The sequence below is a fragment of the Cyclobacterium sp. 10D3-21 genome, from assembly GCF_055809755.1.
Map to the genome: position 1 here is coordinate 3,619,663 of NZ_CM147924.1, position 19,393 is coordinate 3,639,055.

Below are 19,393 nucleotides of genomic sequence, written 5' to 3' on the forward strand. Positions count from 1 at the left end.
AAAAAGGGAATTTTAAGGTCAATTCCTTATTTCTTCCATAACTTCAACTTTGAAACTGTCGAATTATCTTGTAACTCAACCATATATATTCCAGGGTTCAATAATTTCATGCTCACATTGTAGGGGAAATTGTTTCCTGCTCTTTCCAAATCATGTTCACTGATTACCTTGCCATCACTGGAATACAGTTTCATGGTACAATAGGTGCCAGATCCAAATTCAATAAGCAATTGATCTTCTATCAAGGGGTTGGGATAGATTCGAGAAGGGATATCCTTCTCTGGATCCTCTTCCATACCAAACTTGCCAAACATAGCCCTTGTGAAATCAGGAATACCATAACCAAGTTCATTGTCTGGATCGGTATATTGAGAACCACTCAGTAATAACTGATCTATTAACTCTTTACTGGTCCAGTCAGGGTTTGCCTCCCTTAAACCTGCAGCCAATGCAGCTACTTGCGGTGCAGAAAAAGAGGTCCCACTGGCATTACTAATGCTCCCCTCCTGCCGCCATAGGGTGACTCCCGTGCCATAGGCCATAAGTTCTGGTTTTATCCTCTCATCAGTGCTTGGGCCAATGGAACTAAAACCTGCTTTATTAAAACTACTATTGACTGCACCCACGGAAATTATTCCTTTCGCATCGGCCGGAACGGTGATGGTTTTCCAGCTAATGTTTCCTTCATTGCCAGCACTACTGACCACAAGTATCCCTTTCTCTGCAGCCATGCTCGCTCCTTTGCTGATGATTGCAGTTTCTCCATCCAGGTCCTCCTTGGTATAATTCATCTCGGGATCATCGAAAAAATTATAGCCAAGAGAGCTATTGATCACATCTACCCCAAGACTATCTGCAAATTCTGCTGCTCTGACCCAATTGTATTCCTCTATTCTATATTCAGAATCGACATCCTCTGTAATACACAATATATAATTGGCACCATAGGCTCCCGAGATTAGGTTTTCAGGTTCATAAGCAGCCATTAGGGATAAAGTTCCAGTGCCATGCGTATCCGCCCTAAAAACAGAATTAGAACCCGTTAAAACAAAATCTTTTGTGGCAGCAATTTTATTCCCTTGGAACAAATGATTAAATGCGGAAATATTATCTACATTCAAAAAACCAGCATCAAATATGGCAACCAATACGCCCTCACCAGTATAACCAGCATTGTGCATATCAGGGATGCCCAAAACACTGTTTTGAAAAGCAAAATTTGAAGCCTCTTTGGATTTCTTTTGCCGCTTTTTCCTTTTTTTTACTTTGTAACTTTGGGTGCTACTCTCCAATTGACTTGGCCCACCCCTTGCTACCAAAATTACTTCACTAACAAAATCCAATGCTGCGATATTTTTAATTTCTGCTGAGGAAGCATGAACAATGGAAGCATTCAGCCATTTGGAATGAAAAATAAAATCGTCTACAAAGGGTAAAAGGGTCTCTATGTATTTTTCGGCCACCGGCAAGTCTGTACTGTCCAGTAAAACCATATCCCTATCCCTTCGAAGCAATGCTTTTGGGGACAATAAACTTTCGGGTTGCTCCAGACTATAAGTACTGCCCGGTTTGAATTTATAATGCACCGCATACCTGTCCTGAGCAATTACATTGCTTGAAAGGAAACAGAAAAAAAAAGCCAACGCTGCACTATAATTCACCATAATTTATAAGCCTCAAATGAGTAAAACGGCCTTCCTGAATAATTTGTTCACCTAAACAATCATTTCTGGAGCAATATTGAAATACTTCATAGAAACTTTCTACCAAACCAATATTGTTGGCAAATACGGCATACCTGTTGTCTCTGATGGTGATTAAATCATCCTCTTCACTTATTCTAACTTTTACAGCATCAGGAAAAGCAAATTCATTCAATATATAAGACCCAGTACTTTCAATAAAAGAACTTTGCTCTAAATTGTTATTGAAGGCATTACCATTCCAACTGAGATCCAATGCTACCGGATATACCAGAATGATTTCCTGTAGGTTATTGTAATGCCTAATGATACGGTTATTGCTTAAGGTTGCCGTATATGCCACTTCGTTGGTCCAATCACTTCTGTCTGAAGATATTTTTCTATGAAATAGATAAACCAATTCCTTATCTTCATTGAGGTAAAAGTCAGCGATTTCATCCCTATAATAATAACTTTTTATTTCAAAGTCTTCTTCTCCAAAATAGATCGTTTCGTCTACACTGTAATCCCAAAAATTTCCTATTGCCAATGGGTAATAAGTTGAAGCAATCAATTCAGGATCTTCTCGCTCTTCCGCACAGCTACCCATAAAAATAAGGAGAGGTAGCAACCAATACCTTTTATTAAAAATTTTCATTTTCTATCTTTGAATTCAATTGAAAATTACGCAAATAATCCACTAAAATAAAATGGCTTTAAAAACTTTTGTAAAGATAAGCAATGTCAACAACTTAAGCGATGCCCGCTATTGTTCCGGAATGTATGTTAACCTTATGGGTTTTTCTCTTGAACAGAACAATGAATACTACGTAACACCTACAGCTTTTAAAGAAATTACAGATTGGTTATCTGGCTTGGAATATGTTGCGGAATTCTCAAACAGTCATCCCGATAATATATTAGAGGATTTGGCACAATATGATGGGTTTTCTTACATCCAAATAGAAGAAAGACTTCATCTCCCCATGCTTAATAACACCAGTTATTCGTTAATCTTTAAATATACCCTGGAAAAAACCGAAGACCTGGAGGACCTGTTGGACCTGGCGCCCACTTTAAAAGAAAATGATATAATGCTCAACCTCGAATCTGATACGGCTATGGAGATAACAGGGGAAATTCAGGAAGAAATTAAAAAAATAGCAGCAAAATGTGATTTGTTGCTTGGATTCGGGTTCAATGATAAAAATATTGACCAACTTCTGGATGTAATCCCATTTAAAGGGATCAGCATGAAGGCAGGGCATGAAATTAAACCTGGAATAAAAGATTTTGATGAACTTGCGGATATTTTGGAAGCCATTGAAGTAGAAGACTAGGCTTATTTAAAGCCAAATTCTATGTATTTGATGGTCTCACCCTTTTCCATAAACATTTTCTCATAACGCGTCATGATGCCATGGTGCAGGTCTTTCCATTCTGATTGGTAAAAATCCCTGGTGTTTTTGAAAATGATGATATCCTCTCTATTTTTAAGTAATTCGAAGGTATATTCATACAATCCCGTATTATCCGTCTTGAAATGAACATGGCCTTGCGGGGTCATGATTTTTTTATACATTTCCAGAAACTTCGGTGCCGTAAGCCTTTTTCGCTCCTCCCTGTCTTTAGGTCTTGGATCAGGAAAAGTAATCCAAAGTTCATCTATTTCACCTTCATCAAAAGAGGCCTCTATCAACTCAATTTGAGCCCTTAAAAAGGCAACATTATGCAAACCTTCCGCAATGGCGATGGTACTTCCTTTCCAAATCCTACCTCCTTTGATATCCACCCCCACAAAATTTTTATCGGGCTCAACCCTGGCTTGGCCTACCGTAAACTCCCCTCTGCCACAGGCCAATTCAACAACCATCGGTGCTTCATTTTGAAACTGACCAGCCTTCCAATTCCCTTTTATCTTTTCAAAGCTTTCTTTCCCGGGCTGGATCACATTGGCGTTCTCTTCGATTTGCCGGAATCGCTCTAATTTATTTCTTCCCATTTTTATAATTCATTTATTTCTGCAACAACAAAGGTACTTCCTCCAATAAAAATCAGATCCTCAGCCCTTGCCTTTCTTTTAGCATCTGCCAATGCAGCATTTACTTCAGGAACCACTGTTCCATTCAAACCAAAACCATCGGCCAGGTTTTTGAGTGCCTCCGCTGGCATTGAACGAGGTTGATCGGCCTCACAAAAAATATAGACTGCCTCTTTTGGTAATTTTTCCAAAACTTTATGATGGTCTTTGTCCTTCACCATTCCCAACACCATATATAGCTGTTGTTCCTGTTTCATCGCCATTAATTGCGCAACAATGTCTTGAATACCATCTACATTATGACCTGTATCACAAATGGTTAAAGGACTTTCAGAGAGAATTTGCCAGCGTCCTTTGAGTCCGGTATTTTGGACAATATTGGCCAATCCTGTGAATACATGTTTTTCATCTATTTGGAGGCCCTGGTCTTTCAATATACCTAGAGCTGATAATATACCTGGGAGATTTTTGGCCTGATAACTTCCTAATAGGTCCAATTCAACCTTCTTTATAAAGGCAGTAGAACCTTCTATGTTATAATTAACCCGTCTTTTGCCATTAGAATCCGTAGTGTAACCATTAAATTTGGCAGCGATGGATTGGTCAGCAAATGTAATAGCTGCCTTATTTTCTCCTGCTTTATTTTGAAATACTTCGGTCGTTTCGGTCTGAGTCTGACCAATCACAATAGGCACATTTTCTTTGATAATACCAGCTTTCTCAAAAGCAATTTTATCAAGACTGTCTCCTAAAAATTGTTCATGATCAAATCCAATATTTGTAATGATACTTAAGATGGGCTTAATAATATTGGTACTATCAAACCTACCACCCATACCTGTTTCTACAATGGCATAATCTACTCCTATTCTGGCAAAATAATCAAAAGAAAGGGCAACAGTCATTTCAAAAAAACTGGGCTTCAATGCTAACAAAAATGACTTGTTGGCTTCCACAAAACTTATTACCTCGCTTTCAGGTATTTCTAAGCCATTGATTTTTATTCTTTCTCTAAAAGATTTTAGGTGTGGGGAAGTGTAAAGTCCAGTTGTATAGCCTGCTTCTTGCAAAACCGAAGCAAGGGCATGAGCGGTGCTGCCCTTTCCATTGGTGCCAGCAATGTGAATGCTTTTAAATTTATTTTGAGGATTTCCAAGGTGCTCACAAAGCTTTAAGGTGTTGCTGAGGTCTTTTTTAAAGGCTGAGGCTCCCACGCGCTGAAACATAGGAAGGGCCTGGAGCAAGAAGTCCAGGGAGGATTGATAGTTCATTGGGGTCAGTTAATCTACTCGAATGATAAAAGTGATTCTTCCTGTGGAATATTCGGCGGTAGAATTACCACTTTGTCGCTTAAAGGACAGTCCGTTTACTACCGTACGGTAATAATTTACAACTTCATTGCTTACATTGTATTCGAGAGGAATGGCTTGTACAATACTACCATTGTCATTCACGGTAATCCTAAATACAATTCTCCCATTCCTATTGGAAACCCTGTCTTGAATGTTTGGTTTAGAAGCGAAATCCCATCCTGCCAAGTCAAGATTATAGCCCCCACCGTCACCGGTATTGCCTTTACCTGATTGCAAAATGGATCTTCCATCTATGGTTCCCTGTGGTTTACCTTCATCTCCTGCTTGTGTACTGTTTCCCTGGCTACTACCAGCAGTTGGTTTATTGGCTGTGCCTTTGGAACCTCCAGCACCAAATATGGCTCTGGGGTCAACCGTAGGTTGTGGTTTTTCGACCTTTTCAGGCTGTGGTTCTTTTTCGGGTTGACTTTTTACTGGTACTTCAGCTTTAGTAGTCGTTTCCTTAGGGCTTTCTTTTTTCTCCACCACTTTCTTTTCCGCCTTTACAGGGCTGGGTGTTTTGGCAACAGCCTCAATTTTAGGTTGTGTCTTTTTTGGTTCAGCGGGTACAGGATTAGATTTCGGCGGTGTTACAGGTGTTACATTTTCAGTTACCTGCGGAGCTGGATCACCTGGTGCAGCTGCCGCAGTAGTTGTTTCCTCACTGGGAGAAGGTGGCGTTTCTGTTTGCTTTGAATCCGTGCCAACATCTGAAAATCCAAGGTTCAACTCTAGCCCAAATTGAGACATGGGAGGAACCGGCTGTTTCCACACCATGACAAAATAGAGCCCAATCAAAAGCAATACATTAAAAATAAGCGTTAAGATTAATGCCTTTCGATTATTCTCCGCTGTAGCCTTATCGTCTTCCCAAACTTCCATCTCTTACTTAAACGGTTGTGTTGCTATGGTCACATTGGCACCAAGGCTGGCTGCATAGCCTCCTATTTCCACCAAATATTCCACTGGCACTTCTTTGTCGATATGTAAAACCACATATCCTTTATTATCCTTTAATAACGTTGTAAGTGCATTTTTAATTTCATCTCTGGAGACCAGCTTGTCATTGACTGCAAATCTGAGATCTTTGGTTACACTTACCGTTACTTCTTGCATTACGATATCTGAACTCTCGCTAGAGGGTAAATTCACAGGAAGGCCAGATGGCGTTATAAATGAAGAGGTAAGCATAAAAAATATAAGCAATAGAAAGATAATATCAGTCATGGAAGACATGCTGAAACTAGCTTCTATTTTATTTTTTGACTGCAGTGCCATATTATTTTTTATCCTGTAAAAGATCAATAAACTCGATCGTGGTGTATTCCATATTGTGGATAAGCTTAGATACTCGTGTTACCAGGTAGTTATAACCTAAATAAGCAACAATACCTACCACCAAACCTGTAGCGGTGGTGATCATGGCTTCATAAATCCCCGTGGAGAGAAGTTTTGGAGAGACCATACCCTCTTCCTGGGCGACACCTATAAATGCACGTATCATACCAGCCACTGTACCTAAAAAGCCAATCATAGGAGCAGCACCGGAAACTGTAGCCATCAAACTGAGGTTTTTCTCCAGTTTATAAATTTCAATTTTTCCAACATTTTCTATGGCCACTTCAATGTTTTTAAGTGGGCTACCAATTCTTTCCAATCCTTTGGAAATCATGTGTGCAACAGGAGTTTCCTCCCCTTGGCATACCATTTTGGCTTGTTCAATATTGCCACTCTGCACCATCATTTTCACCTGGTCGATCATCCCTTTAGGCGTTTTTGAAGCCTTTTTAAGGGTGATAATGCGTTCAATGAAAATAAAAATGGCTAAGATAAAAAGTAAATAAAGGGGGATCATCATATAGCCACCTTTAATCATTAAGTCCAACAGTCCAATATCGTTGGAACCTGCACCATCCATAAGTGCAAGGGAATCTATGGCCTGAAGGCCATCATTAGTTGACAAAGTTTGTAGTATTATCATATTAGTATTTCAAAACCCATAAGTTTTCCTTGTAATTACCCTGAACTTCTTCCATGGCTTCTAATGCCAGGTCTACATTCTCATATTGACCTACCGCCAGTCGAAAATAATGGATCTTTCCATAGGGATGTATCAAAAACGTATTCTTTCCTTCTTTATTGAGTCTATTGGAATAATCTCTTGCAAGATCATCATCAATAAAGCTTCCAACGACTAAAAAGTATCTTGGTGCGCTCTCTCGGGCATTTATCTCCGAAAGTACAGGAGAAATTTCTTCTTCTACCACTGTTTCCTCAATTACTGCTTCCTCTTCAGGTAATGGGGTTTTTGGAATTGGTTCTGCTGGTACTTCAGTCTCTGCCTGTTGTGGCGAGGTATTCTGGTTCAGTTGATCAAAAACACCGAAATAATAAAGTCCAAAACCTAAACCAAGGATAAACAAAAGAATGATTAAAAAGACCCCTAGGGTATTGTCTTTTTTCTTTTCTGCTGGTGGAATATTTTTTGATTCAGGACCAGATTTTTCACCTATTGCTGCTGAACCGGTTTCAGAACCTTTGGCACCTTCCAATGGTGTTACATTGACCGGAGGCAGTCCAAAGTCCTCATCATTATCGGATTGGCTATTTTGATCTTTGGAATTTTTCTCAGACATCTTAAAAATAGTTATTTTAATCCACTAAGCTAAAGTAAAACCAGCAAATCGCCAATATTGACACCAATAATTCCGCTATTTCAATTATTATAATTTTAAGCAGTTATTCATACGCACCTTTGGTGTTTAACTTCTCTTAAAATTTGAAACCTACTCCCCCAATTAATTGGATGGCTCGAACGGGATAATTATTGAAGCGTTGGTATTTTTGGTTGAGCAAATTATTGCCATATACAAAAGCAGAAATTCTATTGGTAATGGCATAGTCTGCTCCTATATGAAGGTCAACTATGGTTCCTAGTTTTCTTTGGTTGGTAGAGGCCATATTTAATGCATCTATCCCTCCCATGGCATTAAGATTGGCATGAATCAGCCATTTTTCATCGGGTGTAAAGGTGTTGTTCAGTTTTGCCTCCCATTCAGGACGGTGCCATGCTGCCTCAATTTCATCCAATGTGTACTGGTAAAAATGAGCCGATGCATCCAATTGGTACCAGTCATCAAATGCGTAATCCAATGCCGCATGGTATTCTATTACCTTTGTATTGTTGTCATAAATAAGTTGGAACCTCGTACTGTCCATTTCATTGTTACCATAAAAATGCATGTTTGTGAAATCACCATACTTTACGCCGATTTTATAATTGGCCTGATCATTGGCTTTTCCTGAAATCCCCGCATCAATCTGGAAATTCTGAATCGTATTTTTCAAATTTTCAGAAGGACCCAAAAATGGATTTTCCTGAATAAAATCATAATAAGTGTTTCTGATTACATCTCCCTCATATGAACCATAAATGCCCAATTCAGGTACCACATAATATGACATGTTCAAAACCGGATAAACATGAAATTCCTTTGTTTTATTAGGTACAATATCATTTTCTTGAATCACATTTGCTCCAACTCTTATCTTGAATGCATCTTTGGCATATTGCACATAGGGCTGTAACTTAAAATAATTACGTTCGATATCATCATAATAGATATCACTTGGAGAGGTGAAAGCCAAAAGGGTGTTGATGCCTCCTTTTAGAAAGTCATTGGCCCTAAACCCCGCATTCGCTCGAATGACAACTTCACTTTCTTTGGCCTCAAATCGATCATTGAACAAGCGCAATGCTACATTGGCTTCGTAATCGAATGGCTCGGTTCTATCTACTCTTCTAATTCCTGCCATGGCTTTAAGGGTACCGAAGACCTGGCGGATGGAATCCTGCATTACGATATTTTCCGTATCTGGGGTATAGCCATAAAAATGATGCATGTCTCTCTCATACCCCACTTTTCCAAATACCTCAAAATCATCTCTGTAGAGACTTCCATTTAGTGAAAAATCGGTATGGTCTTCTGCGGAATTTTCGCCATCTACTGGTCCCGTATAAAATCCCTGGTGTTTCAAATGGGCTCCGTAGGTATAATCATCGTTGCTAAGGTTGTGATAATCTGCCTGAATTAATGGGGAAGAATAATTACCAAAGCCTAGTTTAACTATCGCCTGGGTCTGGTCACTTTCCAGTTTTGGAAAAGACTTTGCGTAAGGCTGAAATTTTAAGTCAACAGGAGCGAGTGTTGCGGCAAAGTTTTTTACCTGATAATTATAGTTTATCGAGGTAGAAACCGGTGGCAATGCAGGACTCTTTTCAAAAACCCTCGATTGCCTTGGTAGACTTAAAACCCTATCCTTCCGAATAATAAATTCCGTATCTCTGATCTCTCCTCTCTGGGGCGTTGTTGTTTCTTGAGAAATTCCCTGGGTAATTCCGGTAATTACCATCAGCCCAGTAAATAAATATTTTATCCGCTTCATTAATTGGCTATGTTGATGGTTTTCAATAATGTTTCTGCTTCCTGTTTGACTGTGTCATCGGAAGCATTTTCAATGATGGACTCCAAAGTAGCCTTGGCCTGAAATTTTTCCTCCATAGAAATGTAATTTTGAGCAAGTACTATAAACTGCTTTCCGTACCAATAGGCATATTGCGTAAATGGTTGTGAGTTGTCGAAAATCAACTGGTTGGAAAGTGCAAATGCTCCTTTTTGGTGATGCAAAAGGGCAATTTTATAAAGTGCTTCCGCACCTTGCTCGGTTTTATGATTTTCCATTAGCTGTCTATAGACTTCCATCGCCTGATCCACTGCATTGGTGTTTTCAAGGGATTTGGCTTTAATCAGTAATGCTTTTGGTTCTGAATCAATGGTAATACTTCCAAGAGAGAGAATCTTATCAGCACTTGAAATGGCTTTGTTAAAGTCTTTGGTTTCAAAATAAGACTGCATAAGCCCAAAAGTAGCCTCATACTCTTCGGCTTTACTTCGTGCATTTTCAGCAGTAAATTGGTAATAAGGAATGGCTTTGGAAAAATTGCCATTTTCATATTCAATTTGCCCTATTTTATGAAACACCCTGCTTTTAAGGTTATTGTCACTGGTGTTCTCTATTTCATAATAGATGGCCAAGGCCTTGGTTTTATCTCCCATCCTAAAATAAGCATCTCCTAAATAATACCTGGCTTCTGGTACCTGAGCCGAGTTAGGATAATTTCTAATGAAGTTTTGCAATGCGGTGATGGCCTCCCTGTAAGATTGATTGAAAACCAGGCTTTTTGCTGCTTCAAATTCTACATTCTGAAGGTTGTTATTGCTTGGGTTCGATTTACGGTATACAGACAGGTAGGTAGAAAATTCTTGTGACCTCCCTTGTAAGGACAAACTTTCCTGTAATCCCACCAAGGCAGTTTCTCCATTCTCAGCATTCGGGTATTTATTGAGGATCATTTTATAATCCTCAATGGCAGCATTATAATCTTTTAAAGAATAATTGGCAACTGCTCTACCCTCTAGGGCAAAAGGTATAAAAGGACTGTTTGGCTTAGTCTTTATGAGTATTGAAAACACATCTCTTCCCTGGGCATAATTCAGTTCTTCCATGTGTATTTGCGCTTTTTGGTAAAGCACATCTTCCATGTACAAACTATTTGGAAACCTGTTAATGACCTGATCAAATTGCCTTATCGCTTCTCGGTTATTGCCCTGGAAATTGGCCACTACTCCACCTCTAAAATAAGCATAATCACTGAATTGGTTGTTTTCCGCTACCGCACGTCTAAATACATTGGCCGCATCAGTAAACTTCTTTTGTACATAATAGGTGTCGCCAAGTCTGATGAACGCATCATCATAATGCTGCTTGTCGCTGCTATTTTTTAATTTATCCGTATAGGTTTTAAACTGTCTTTCTGCTTTGTCATATTGCCCTTCATTAAAGTAGGCATAACCTAAACCAAAATGGGTCCCTATCAAACTTGGATCCATTGAAGGTGGGTTCATACTGATTAGTTTTTCATAAGCCTGAATTGCTGCTGCAGGCTTATTATTGGCTGCATTGGCTTCACCTTTCCAGTATTGTGCTTGATATTGTAGGGATTTGTCAATTGGATATTGAAGAGACTTGTCCAGAAGTCGCAGCGTACCTGTCAGGTTATTGTCCCGATAATAGGTCATGGCTTGATAAAAAGTCACCTTCTGATAAGCCGATTTTATCCTATCCGATTTATTATTCATTTTCTCCATGTGGCTTATAGCACGGAGATAATTATTGGTATTGACCAATGCGTCACTAAGCAAGTTTTCAGCAGCTGTTTTTTGGCTTCCCTGTGGATATTCATTCAGGTAACTGTCTAAAGCGGTAATGGCTTCCTGAAATTTTCCCAATTCCAGACTTACTTTGGCATAGTTGAACAAGGCTTCTTCCTTAATTTCAGGTCTGAAGTCCATCTTATAGGCGGCATTAAAGCTGTTGGCAGCAAATGGTAAATTTTTCTGCTGAATATAAGCATAACCCAAAAAGTAACTGGCCAGATGTCCCAATTCATCATTTCCTAAAGCTACTTCTTTAAAGAACTGACTCGCTTCAGCAAATTGCTTGTTCTCATAATGAGAAACACCTGCTTTGTACTGTTGATCCCTGGAAAGTTTGCCTTTCTTCGCCGTATAGAAGGCCATATAATGGAATGCTGCCTGACTGTAATTAAATTTATCATAATAAGCTTCTGCAAGCAGCAAATGAATTTGTTCGCTATTCTCCAGGTTCTTTTTGTTGATAATCGGCGCTGCATAGTCAATCAAAGTATCCAGTTTTTGCTGTCTGTAATAAATCCCAGCCAACATATAAGGTACTTTCAAGCTGTACTCGCTGGATTTCTCCGCTTCTTTGAAATCCTTAGCAGCAGATTCGAAATCATTTTGTTCAAACGAGCTAAATCCTGAATAGAAATAAGCACTTGCCAAATAAGGACTTCGGTAGGTTTTAGCCCTTTCAAAATAACTTTTAGCCTGCGTATAGTTTTTTAACTGGAAATAGCTGTAACCTGTTTTAAAAAACAGTTCCGGATGTCTATCTGTTGAGAGCGGTACATTGCGGAGCAAATCATAATTGTTGATTGCTTTTTTGTAATTTTTATTTACAAAATAGTGGTTGCCTAAAAACCAGGCGGCTTCATTCCTGAGAGATTCATTGGGATGGTCAAGAATAAACGCATCCATTAAGGAGGTACCCTCGGGAAAATCCCCACGAAGTGAGGACAAAGCCTTGTAATAGGCAACAGCTACTGCTCGACTATTGTCCTCTATTCCCGAATGCATAGACAACCTGTCAAATGCTTCTCGGGAGGAGGAAAATTGGTCTTTTTGAAACAGTTCAAGGGCATCTTGAAACTTAGCTTCCAAGCTGATTTGGTGTAAACTGGACTGGGAATATACCTGACTGAAAATTAGTAAGGATAAACCATAAAATAGAATTGTTTTTCTCATTCTCAATTAGCGCTCAATGAAGAATTTTAAAAATAAGTTCTTTTAATATTTGACTGTCTTCCACAGAATTTGTAGCAACTACTCCTTTGGAACGTAAATCTGCTTCTCTAAGGTATCCTATCACATCAATAATCTTGCCTAAAGAATAATTTTTTGCCGCTATGGTATATTCTTTCACAAAATAAGGGTTGACTTTGATCACTGAGGCAAGTTCCCTTTCCCCGAGATTTTTATTGGCTTTGACCAATAAAAGGCGGGAGAAATGCATAAATAGCAATGATAAAATAGGGATTACAGGATGGGACTTACTGTTCTGTCCAAAATAATTAATGATGGTATTCGCCTTTAAAATGTCCTTATAGCTTAAAGCTTTGGTCAATTCAAAATTGTTAAAATCTTTACTAATACCAATGTATTGCTGGATATGCCCAGCATTTATCTTCATCGGTTCATTGAAATTAATAATCATCTTATCAATTTCATTGGTCAGCACCTCCATATTATTGCCTATGGATTCGGCCAAAATCTGACAAGCCTTGGTTTCAATGGTATGCCCCTTCGATTTTACGTATTGTTCTATATAAGGTGCCAGCTTATATTCAGGCACTTTATCCGATTTAACCAATATGGCTTTTTTATCCAATTCCTTGGCAAGTGCTTTCCGTCCATCCAGCACTTTGTATTTGTACGCAAAAACCAGAATAGTACTTGGAAGCGGGTTTTTGATATAGGCAATTAATTGTTGATCCCCTATTTCTTTCCCAAGTTCAGAAACGTTTTGGGCTTCTTTTACGATGACTACCTGTCTATCCGACATCATAGGAAAACGCTTCGCATTGGTGAGAATTGATGCCATGGTAGCATCTTTTCCATACATTATCGTCTGATTAAAACTACGATCTTGTGGAGCCAATGCATTCTTTTCAATAAAACCCGTAATTTTATCAATAAAATATGGCTCTTCACCCTGAAGGAAATAAATAGGGGCAAATTTATTTCCTTCCAGATCTTTTAAAATACTTTCCGGTTTACTCGGCATAGCTGGTTTAAAAATGAAACTAAAACAGGTCAAATATAAAAAGAATAAAGGATTATTAACTGTTGAATGAAACAATACCTTCATTACTTTTGTATGTATTATGACACTAAATCAAATTTAAGGTGGAAACAATAGAAACTGGCATCTCTTTCTACAAAGAAGGGAAATTTGAGGCAGCATTGGCTGTATTTAACCAACTGATCGTAAAAGAAGGAAAACTAGCCCCTTACCTTCACTACCGGGCACGTATTCAGTCAAGGCTTGGTGCACTAGAAGAAGCGTTAAATGATTTTGATTCCTTGCTTGAATCAGATATTTATAATACGACTTACATTTCTGACAAGGCGGTTGTATTGCACCTACTTAAACGGAATCACGAAGCCATGGAGGCATTTGACCAGGCGTTAAACCTCGACCCAAATAATCCCTACCGGTACTCAAGCAGGGCTTATTTCAAGGACAGAATTGGGGATTTGAAGGGAGCTATAGCAGATTATGAAAGGGCGATAGCTCTTGATCCTGAAGATGCTGTGGCACATAACAATAAAGGAATTGTAGAGGAAAAACTTGGCTATCAAAAACAATCCAAACAGAGTTTTTCTGAGGCAGACAGAATAACTGGATATAAAGCACCTAATCCAAAAGAATCCCCTTTGCCCAAAATCGATAATACTCCACCAGATGGGAATCTGGATCCAGGGGACCAAAAGGGTGCAATAAGCTTAAAAGGTTATTTTAAAACCTTGGCTGGCATCATTACCAATAAAGACACAAGGGATGAATTTATGGCTTTTTTAAAGACTAAATTTAAAGGTTCTTGATTACGTAAAGGGGTTTATTGATAAAATAGGACATCTTTTTGGAGAGGTTATTGGTGAAGAGTTTCTCAAACCAACTTTTTTTCTTGCTAAGGGTAAATAAAATATTTCCCTTGGAAGTTATCAGGTAATTCTCTAAACCCAATGCAGCATCATCTCGGTAGGATTTTAATACGTAATTCATCTTCTCATAATTGGCAAATGGGGCCAACTCGTCCTTCAAACATTGGTATTGGGCTTTGTCAATAATATTGGATTTTGAACTTACGTGGACTACATCAATTTCAGCATCATAACATTTGGCAATTTTTACTACCTTTTGAATGGCCAATTTGTCTTCTTCCAGGTAATCTGTAGCGTAGACTAATTTTCTGGGAGCCTGAAAGAAAACCTTTCTGGGAATGATAAATACATCACAATTGGCATCAAGAACAACATTGCTGGACTTTGTACCTATGTAATTGTTTTTAAATTCATTGACCCCTTCAGTTCCCATTATTATCAGGTCAATTTTATTTTGTTCTGAATAATCCAGGATCGTTTTCACGGTTTTCCCTTCCATTAGCAGCGCACTACAAGAAGCCAACCCTTTTTCAAGACTTTCTTCTTGAACTGCTTTCACCAAATTGTTTAGTTTATTTCTGGCGGCATGCAGGCTGTCTTCTAAGGCCTTTGTTGGGAAAAGCTTATTATAGTCGTCTTTGTCTGGAACATGAAAGAGTATTAAATCAGCACCTAACTTTTCACCTAACCTTGCAGCATATTCAATGGCATTTAGGGCACATTCTGAAAAGTCAGTGGGACATAGAATGGTATAATTTTTCATAACTGATAAGTATAATTTAATAGCCTTGATCTGTACTCACCTCATTAAGTAAAGGCCTGTGATTGTTCAGGTTTCTATAATTGGCTATAATCTGAGGAGCGGCTGCTTTATAGTTGGTAATACTTGCAATATGTGGGGTGACCATAATTTCTTCCTGCTCCCAAAAGGGGTGATTTTTATCTAGTGGTTCCTTTCTGAAAACATCCAACAAAGCGCCTGAAACCTGACCCGAAGCAATGGCAGGGATCAAATCCTCTTCTACCAGGTGCATACCTCTAGCAACATTAATAAGGTAAGTCCCTTGCTTAAACTTTTTAAATAAAGCTTCATTTAGAAAACCCTTGGTCTTAGGCGTTAATGGCAATAAACAGACCACAATATTGACTTGATCCAAAAAGTCTTGTAATTGCTCACCATAATAATAAGGATACCTAAAGTCCTTTTTAGGAGAATTACCATAGCCATAGCACGGAAACCCTAAAGCATTTACCTTGTCTAAAACGTCCCCTCCCAATTCACCTACCCCCATTACACCCACTGAAATAGGTATTTCTGGCTGTGTCATGTCCCAGGTTTTGGACTTTTTATTTATCAGATATCGCTTAAATTGCCGGTGGTAATTTAGAATTCCCATCACCACATAGTTGGTCATGGAAAAAGTAAGTCTGGGGTCAATAATTCTGGTTATAGGAATATTTTCGGGTATATAATCTGACATGATATGGTCTACACCAGAACCCATTGAGCAAATAAGCTTAAGGTTGGGGAATTCCTTGAGGATATTTTTAGGATGTTGCCACAATACAACTACTTCCACAAACGATTTGTCTTGAATATCTGGGAAGATTTGAAGGTTAATATCTGGTGCTAATTCAAGAAAAATTTCTTTCCAGGCACTAAGTTCTTTTTCAGGTTTATTTGGCGCAACAATTGCTAAAGACATGTGGGAATTAAGTTGATTTTGGATAGTTAATTTAAGGAAAATAGCCGCTAACATTCCTGAAAAAAGACTTCAGGTTGTGGACTATTCAAAGCAACATAATTGATAACGATAAATATTTACTAACAAATTTCTTATCTTTACAAATGGGTTAAATTACCGTTTAAACGATAATACTACCCGTAATGTAAGTATACCTAACGCTTAGATGATTAACAACAATCTAATTATAAAATCCATGAAAACAAAGAACATTGTTTGCCTAATTGCGGTTTTCACGCTGGTTCAAATGAGTCTTTTTGCACAAATTAAAATGCCTCAGGCTAGCCCTAATAGTCAAATTTCCCAGCAAGTTGGACTTACAATGCTCCATCTAGAATATTCAAGACCTAGCAAAAAAAACAGAAAAATATTTGGGGAATTGGTCCCTTTCGGGAAGGTATGGAGGACAGGTGCCAATAACCCTACAACCTTATCTTTTGATACAGATATTAAGGTTAATGGCCAATCATTGAAAGCCGGAAAATATGCCATCTATACCATTCCTGAAAAGAAAACATGGATCATTATTTTTTCCAAAAACACAGAGTTATGGGGGGCCATGGGATATGATCCATCTGATGATGCGCTTAGGTTAAATGTCCCGGTAAAGAAGCTTAAAAAAGCTGTTGAATCCATGGAAATCAATTTTTCGAACCTAACAGATTCAGGTGCACAACTTAATATCTCCTGGGACAAAACTTCTGTGGGTTTCGCTATAGAGATGGAGGTTGATCGGGTGGTAATGGGTCAAATCAAAGAGTTGCTTATTGATCAGGAGAGTGATGATGCAGGCTTACTATTTCAAGCAGCTAATTATTATTATTCTCAAGGAAAGAATCTCAATACGGCCTTGGAATGGGTTTCAAAATCCGTTGATTCTGATCCTAAGTATTATACCGTTCATTTGAAGGCAAAAATACAAGCGGCATTGGGCAATAAAAGCGAGGCCATTGCTACTGCGCAGGAGTCAATGGTAATGGCTCAAGCAGAAGGAAATCCCGATTATGTAGCGCTAAACCAGCGATTGATTGATTTCCTCAAATAATAAACTATAGCATACCTTTAATCTCGAGGCTACGAATTAGAAAAAGTTACATTAAATATCCAATTGATGAACGGATTTTGGCAGTATTGTTGTTAAAAACAGGCAACAATACTGCCAAATCATTTAATGTGCATTCACTGAAACACTGGCTACATTCCTGGCTGTGATATTTCGTCCTTTACAGGGATAGGGAAATAGAAACCTGGTCACCTATTCTACTATGATTCTCCTAATCCATCACGTAAAAGAAAGATTATAGCATAATCCTGATTTATGGGCCAAAACAATGGCCAGGTATTTTTCAAGTTAACCTGTCCACGTTTATTTACATTTGTGTTTCAATCCGTTGCCTGATCTACTCCTAACCTACAATCAATTTCTCACGCTTGGGAAAAAACAAATTTAAAATGGCAGCAATCGCCATTACCAACAAACAACCAATGGCGTTGTACCATAAAAAACCTATATCAATGCTGGTATCTCCTATTGTTTTTCCGTTGAAATAATGCAATGTCAGTATTAGAATTTCTGTAATAATGGCCGCTATAAATACCGCTCTCCCTCCTACCCATTTCATAAAAAAGGCGACCATAAATATTCCCAGGATACTCCCATAAAACAAGGAACCTAAAAGATTTACGGCCTGAATAAGGTTCTCAAATAAGGTGGCATAAGTAGCGAAAAGAATAGCGAATACTCCCCAAAGCACGGTAAACCACCTGGAAGATTTCATGTAATGATGTGAACTTTGTTTTTTGTTTATAGACCTTCTGTAAATATCTATCGTAGTGGTAGAAGATAACGCATTCAATTCTGAGGCGGTCGAAGACATGGCCGCACTAAAGATCACTGCGAAAAGCAAGCCAATAACCCCCTGTGGAAGGTAGTCCATCACAAAGCGCATAAACACATAATCCGTATCTCTGGTTTCTGCCAATGGATCATTTTTAACGATCAAATCCTTAACCTTTTCCCTTACTTCTTCCTGTGATTTTGAGTGCTCGCTGATCGCTGCTGTGTATTGGTCAACAGCTACCTGATCCTCCTTTTCGATGGCGCCCAATAATCCATCTATACTCTGCCCCTTGCTTTCAAAGATATTGGTATATTCTTGTTCCAAATCATTGAATTCATGTACATATTCACTTTGCTTTAATTTATCCAACTGTATGGTATTAAAGAAAACCGGAGGTTGAAAAAATTGGTAAAATACAAACACCATCACCCCTATAAATAGGATAATAAATTGCATCGGAACCTTTAAAAAGCCATTCATCATTAGGCCCATCCTACTTTCAGTCAGGGTCTTTCCACTCAAATACCGCTGCACCTGCGATTGATCTGTTCCAAAATACGAAAGGAATAGAAACAAAGCCCCAGTAAACCCAGACCAAAAGTTATACCTGTCCGATAAATCAAATTCAAAATTGACAATATTTAGCTTGTCCATTTTGCCTGCAACATGCAAAGCTTCTGTGAAACTTACGGGGATCATTTGTATTACGATAATTCCAGCCAGCACCATTCCTCCCATCATCACCGTCATCTGATGTTTTTGCGTCACCGAAACCGCCTTGGTCCCACCCGAAACCGTGTAAATCACCACAATACAACCTATGAATACATTGGTAAAGGTAAGGTTCCAACTCAATAATGTGGACAATATTATAGCTGGAGCATATATGGTAATACCCGCCGCTAAACCTCTCTGTACCAGAAATAGACTTGCGGTCAAAGTTCTTGTCTTTAGGTCAAATCTTTGTTCGAGAAATTCATAGGCCGTATAAACTTTAAGTTTATAGTAAATGGGCAGGAAAAACATGCAAATAAAAATCATGGCCACTGGTAAGCCAAAATAAAACTGAATGAATCGCATGCCATCTGAGTAGGCTTGCCCAGGTGTACTCAAAAAGGTTATGGCAGAGGCTTGGGTGGCCATAATTGACAGACCAATGGTAAGCCAATTCATGTCATTGCCCCCACGGATATATTTGTCCATATCCTTTGGCCCGTACGTTTTATAAATGCCATATCCTGCGATGATCAGCAGTGTTCCAAATAGAATAGTCCAATCCAGATAACTCATGAAAAATGTTTAGTTAACCAATACAAAACAGCAATTATAACCCCCAAAACGACTATTTGAAGCCAATACAAGCG

Annotated in this window: 17 protein-coding genes; 3 read left to right on the top strand and 14 right to left on the bottom strand. The window is 38.6% G+C overall.

The features are described 5' to 3' along the window. Positions 1–26: 26 nt before the first annotated feature. Positions 27–1,664: a S8 family serine peptidase gene (locus AC0L7T_RS14450; protein ID WP_473336005.1), complete on the bottom strand. Its 1,638-nt coding sequence runs from the start codon at positions 1,662–1,664 to the stop codon at positions 27–29. Continuing rightward, positions 1,651–2,340: a hypothetical protein gene (locus AC0L7T_RS14455; RefSeq protein WP_473336007.1), complete on the bottom strand. Its 690-nt coding sequence runs from the start codon at positions 2,338–2,340 to the stop codon at positions 1,651–1,653. The genes AC0L7T_RS14450 and AC0L7T_RS14455 overlap by 14 nt, the downstream gene beginning before the upstream one ends. A gap of 52 nt (positions 2,341–2,392) precedes the next feature. On the opposite strand from AC0L7T_RS14455, the gene AC0L7T_RS14460 reads away from it, so the two are divergent. Next, entirely contained in the window at positions 2,393–3,022 is a 630-nt protein-coding gene (locus tag AC0L7T_RS14460) for a beta/alpha barrel domain-containing protein (protein ID WP_473336008.1), read from the top strand. 2 nt (positions 3,023–3,024) lie between these two features. Here the strand turns inward: AC0L7T_RS14460 and trmB are convergent, their stop codons facing one another. The 9 genes from trmB to holA all read right to left on the bottom strand — a co-directional run bounded on the left by trmB (position 3,025) and on the right by holA (position 13,562). After that, positions 3,025–3,684: a tRNA (guanosine(46)-N7)-methyltransferase TrmB gene (gene trmB / locus AC0L7T_RS14465; protein ID WP_473336010.1), complete on the bottom strand. Its 660-nt coding sequence runs from the start codon at positions 3,682–3,684 to the stop codon at positions 3,025–3,027. 2 nt (positions 3,685–3,686) lie between these two features. Further along, the gene (locus AC0L7T_RS14470; protein WP_473336011.1) at positions 3,687–4,994 is read right to left on the bottom strand and encodes a bifunctional folylpolyglutamate synthase/dihydrofolate synthase; all 1,308 of its coding nucleotides are present in this window, start codon (positions 4,992–4,994) and stop codon (positions 3,687–3,689) included. A gap of 9 nt (positions 4,995–5,003) precedes the next feature. Beyond that, on the bottom strand, positions 5,004–5,957 hold the full coding sequence (locus tag AC0L7T_RS14475; protein WP_473336013.1) for an energy transducer TonB: 954 nt from the start codon (positions 5,955–5,957) through the stop codon (positions 5,004–5,006). A 3-nt stretch (positions 5,958–5,960) separates the two neighbouring features. Continuing rightward, a complete protein-coding gene (locus AC0L7T_RS14480; protein WP_473336014.1) occupies positions 5,961–6,353 on the bottom strand; it encodes an ExbD/TolR family protein in 393 nt (130 codons plus the stop codon). 1 nt (position 6,354) lies between these two features. Then, the gene (locus tag AC0L7T_RS14485) at positions 6,355–7,056 is read right to left on the bottom strand and encodes a MotA/TolQ/ExbB proton channel family protein (protein WP_473336016.1); all 702 of its coding nucleotides are present in this window, start codon (positions 7,054–7,056) and stop codon (positions 6,355–6,357) included. Position 7,057: 1 nt separating this feature from the next. Then, entirely contained in the window at positions 7,058–7,711 is a 654-nt protein-coding gene (locus tag AC0L7T_RS14490) for an SPOR domain-containing protein (protein WP_473336018.1), read from the bottom strand. A gap of 136 nt (positions 7,712–7,847) precedes the next feature. Beyond that, positions 7,848–9,521, bottom strand: a complete 1,674-nt coding sequence (locus AC0L7T_RS14495; protein WP_473336020.1) for a TonB-dependent receptor — start codon at positions 9,519–9,521, stop codon at positions 7,848–7,850. After that, complete coding sequence (locus tag AC0L7T_RS14500) at positions 9,521–12,523, bottom strand: tetratricopeptide repeat protein (protein WP_473336021.1); 3,003 nt, start codon at positions 12,521–12,523, stop codon at positions 9,521–9,523. Before AC0L7T_RS14500 ends, AC0L7T_RS14495 begins: the two co-directional genes overlap by 1 nt. A gap of 13 nt (positions 12,524–12,536) precedes the next feature. Continuing rightward, positions 12,537–13,562 (bottom strand): DNA polymerase III subunit delta, encoded by a 1,026-nt coding sequence (gene holA / locus AC0L7T_RS14505; RefSeq protein ID WP_473336022.1) that lies wholly within the window; start codon positions 13,560–13,562, stop codon positions 12,537–12,539. A 122-nt stretch (positions 13,563–13,684) separates the two neighbouring features. On the opposite strand from holA, the gene AC0L7T_RS14510 reads away from it, so the two are divergent. Then, positions 13,685–14,383: a tetratricopeptide repeat protein gene (locus AC0L7T_RS14510; protein WP_473336023.1), complete on the top strand. Its 699-nt coding sequence runs from the start codon at positions 13,685–13,687 to the stop codon at positions 14,381–14,383. Here the strand turns inward: AC0L7T_RS14510 and AC0L7T_RS14515 are convergent. Together AC0L7T_RS14515 and AC0L7T_RS14520 are read right to left on the bottom strand one after the other, a co-directional pair. After that, positions 14,370–15,206, bottom strand: coding sequence for a universal stress protein (locus tag AC0L7T_RS14515; RefSeq protein WP_473336024.1), 837 nt, complete (start codon positions 15,204–15,206; stop codon positions 14,370–14,372). The two genes, AC0L7T_RS14510 and AC0L7T_RS14515, sit on opposite strands and share 14 nt — an antisense overlap. A 16-nt stretch (positions 15,207–15,222) precedes the next feature. Continuing rightward, positions 15,223–16,149, bottom strand: coding sequence for a 2-hydroxyacid dehydrogenase (locus tag AC0L7T_RS14520; protein ID WP_473336026.1), 927 nt, complete (start codon positions 16,147–16,149; stop codon positions 15,223–15,225). A 235-nt stretch (positions 16,150–16,384) separates the two neighbouring features. Here AC0L7T_RS14520 and AC0L7T_RS14525 point away from each other — a divergent pair, with 235 nt between their 5' ends. Then, a complete protein-coding gene (locus AC0L7T_RS14525; RefSeq protein ID WP_473336027.1) occupies positions 16,385–17,233 on the top strand; it encodes a DUF2911 domain-containing protein in 849 nt (282 codons plus the stop codon). A gap of 361 nt (positions 17,234–17,594) precedes the next feature. Here AC0L7T_RS14525 and AC0L7T_RS14530 read toward each other — a convergent pair whose 3' ends face one another. Then, complete coding sequence (locus AC0L7T_RS14530; RefSeq protein WP_473336029.1) at positions 17,595–19,319, bottom strand: sodium:solute symporter family protein; 1,725 nt, start codon at positions 19,317–19,319, stop codon at positions 17,595–17,597. Positions 19,320–19,393: the final 74 nt, after the last annotated feature.

Bases quoted from the DNA above. Each gene is read 5' to 3' on its own strand.
- AC0L7T_RS14480 (WP_473336014.1), bottom strand. From the start codon at position 6,353: ATGGCACTGCAGTCAAAAAATAAAATAGAAGCTAGTTTCAGCATGTCT.
- AC0L7T_RS14530 (WP_473336029.1), bottom strand. From the start codon at position 19,319: ATGAGTTATCTGGATTGGACTATTCTATTTGGAACACTGCTGATCATC.
- AC0L7T_RS14475 (WP_473336013.1), bottom strand. From the start codon at position 5,957: ATGGAAGTTTGGGAAGACGATAAGGCTACAGCGGAGAATAATCGAAAG.
- AC0L7T_RS14500 (WP_473336021.1), bottom strand. From the start codon at position 12,523: ATGAGAAAAACAATTCTATTTTATGGTTTATCCTTACTAATTTTCAGT.
- AC0L7T_RS14490 (WP_473336018.1), bottom strand. From the start codon at position 7,711: ATGTCTGAGAAAAATTCCAAAGATCAAAATAGCCAATCCGATAATGAT.
- AC0L7T_RS14455 (WP_473336007.1), bottom strand. From the start codon at position 2,340: ATGAAAATTTTTAATAAAAGGTATTGGTTGCTACCTCTCCTTATTTTT.
- AC0L7T_RS14460 (WP_473336008.1), top strand. From the start codon at position 2,393: ATGGCTTTAAAAACTTTTGTAAAGATAAGCAATGTCAACAACTTAAGC.
- holA (WP_473336022.1), bottom strand. From the start codon at position 13,562: ATGCCGAGTAAACCGGAAAGTATTTTAAAAGATCTGGAAGGAAATAAA.
- AC0L7T_RS14470 (WP_473336011.1), bottom strand. From the start codon at position 4,994: ATGAACTATCAATCCTCCCTGGACTTCTTGCTCCAGGCCCTTCCTATG.
- AC0L7T_RS14485 (WP_473336016.1), bottom strand. From the start codon at position 7,056: ATGATAATACTACAAACTTTGTCAACTAATGATGGCCTTCAGGCCATA.
- AC0L7T_RS14450 (WP_473336005.1), bottom strand. From the start codon at position 1,664: ATGGTGAATTATAGTGCAGCGTTGGCTTTTTTTTTCTGTTTCCTTTCA.
- AC0L7T_RS14515 (WP_473336024.1), bottom strand. From the start codon at position 15,206: ATGAAAAATTATACCATTCTATGTCCCACTGACTTTTCAGAATGTGCC.
- AC0L7T_RS14525 (WP_473336027.1), top strand. From the start codon at position 16,385: ATGAAAACAAAGAACATTGTTTGCCTAATTGCGGTTTTCACGCTGGTT.
- trmB (WP_473336010.1), bottom strand. From the start codon at position 3,684: ATGGGAAGAAATAAATTAGAGCGATTCCGGCAAATCGAAGAGAACGCC.
- AC0L7T_RS14520 (WP_473336026.1), bottom strand. From the start codon at position 16,149: ATGTCTTTAGCAATTGTTGCGCCAAATAAACCTGAAAAAGAACTTAGT.
- AC0L7T_RS14495 (WP_473336020.1), bottom strand. From the start codon at position 9,521: ATGAAGCGGATAAAATATTTATTTACTGGGCTGATGGTAATTACCGGA.